We start from the raw sequence: 1822 nt of genomic DNA on the forward strand, positions 1-1822 counted from the left end.
TATTCCAGTTGCCATTCCAATAACCATTAGAATAGCCACCGACATAATGCCGCATCTCAGCCTTTCCCAGCATTGGAAACAATTGTTTTAGCCCTCTAAGGTCTTTCTTTGTAATCTTCTTCATAATATTGTATTTATCATTAATCTCGATTTACTGAATTAAGTTTTTCTTCTTTCGTGGAATAATATGAATTATGGAATCTGATTTAGGAGGTTCAATCACTTCAATATAATCTTTAGGATCACGATACCAAAACATACCTTTTAATGTTTTTAGATAACGATTCAATTTACATTTCCTCCTATCATTATAAAAACAATACAGACAAACGAGTCCACGACTATTTTTTTAATTACCACTACTTGGCAATGATTATATTGATTCTCATACTTCTACCACATTTTTTTAATGGATAAGTGATTACAGTATCCTCATTAAAGGCCTCATGAGCTATTTTGAGGATTTATATCCACAAACAATCTACAGACATATCATAATTATGTACTACTTTAATTTTTAATTCTCCATAATCTTATAATAGAATCAGCTTTTTCTTTACTAATTCGGCCAGGAGCACCTGGACCACCTTCGTAAACACAATACCATCCAACCGCATTATCACTATAAGTCAAGCCCGCCCATGGCCCCGAACGAGATGGGCGATAAAAATACATCACTTTTAAATTGACAGAATTTAATCCATCAGGGGTTTCATATTTTTCTCCATTACCATATATATCTAATTCACAATAAAGAGTATCATTAAAATAAGCTATTTGTTTATTAACATGACACGGATATGTTTTTTTTTCTTGAGGGCCCCAAGCTGTTACTCCATCCCAAACTTTGAATGCTACCCAACTTGAATCCAACAACACAATACCTAAACTATCTCTAACTGAATTATATTCAATACCATAACGAGCTGTATATTTTTGAGGAGACTGACGTTTTAAGCAGCCACACAGCAACACCATTAATAATATTGAACAAAAAAGCATTCGTTCCATATTTATCATAAACTAATAGTTTCAGACCAAGTCCACGTTTCACTTATTGTTCCTCCTAAACCAACACCCGAGTTCCGATCACAATTTGGAATAATACCATCATGGTATTCATGATCATGAGATACACGCAAACGCGTTGCGGACTCCCAACCGCTAATATTAGAAACTCTATAATCAAGTCTATATGTACCATCATGATTATCATGTATCTTAACTTCTGTGTAATACGATCCTAAAAACGAAGTTGCTGTATTCATTGTTATAACCCCATCAAGAAACTCATTAACATCATATGACCAAGTATGGTCTACATCTGTGAATGAACCGTCTCTTATATTTATGATAGCTTTATTACGTGCCTCTAATACTCCTTCTTGTACTTGAAGATCTTTAGTTGTTTTAGCATCATCTCCAAATACAAAATTTATATTATTATTTTCCATATTGATATCCATATTTGATGCGCCCAACTCAAATAGCCACATAGTAAATAAATCCTCCCAATCCATCTTATTCGGATCTGATTCAACCATTGGGTTTATATGTTCCTTTAATTCATCCAGATATTCTTGCAACGTTTTTATTGCATCAGGATGTTCCAATAATAGTGGAACTACTTTATTATAAACTTCATGAGCTAGTTCAGCTGTTTCCGCAACTACAGTTACTAAAGACTGCTTTAAATAGTCTAACAAGTCTTTTACTATAGATTCTGTTGTATCAGTACTATCTCCGAGACTACCACCTCCTCCATAATAACCATTATCATAATAGCCATAATAACCATAATAGCCATAGCCTGGATTCCCAT

2 protein-coding genes are annotated in these 1822 nt (G+C 33.7%); both read right to left on the reverse strand.

Features of this window, described 5'->3' with window-relative positions:
* Window positions 1-510 precede the first annotated feature (510 nt).
* Complete coding sequence (locus tag HMPREF2794_RS29395) at window positions 511-1020, reverse strand: hypothetical protein (RefSeq protein ID WP_240053013.1); 510 nt, start codon at window positions 1018-1020, stop codon at window positions 511-513.
* Window positions 1017-1822, reverse strand: an 806-nt coding sequence (locus HMPREF2794_RS28785) for a hypothetical protein (RefSeq protein ID WP_210403591.1), incomplete at its 5' end; no start/stop codon positions are given. The genes HMPREF2794_RS29395 and HMPREF2794_RS28785, both read right to left, overlap by 4 nt.

The organism is Bacteroides sp. HMSC067B03 (genome assembly GCF_001811315.1).
GTDB lineage: Bacteria > Bacteroidota > Bacteroidia > Bacteroidales > Bacteroidaceae > Bacteroides > Bacteroides faecis.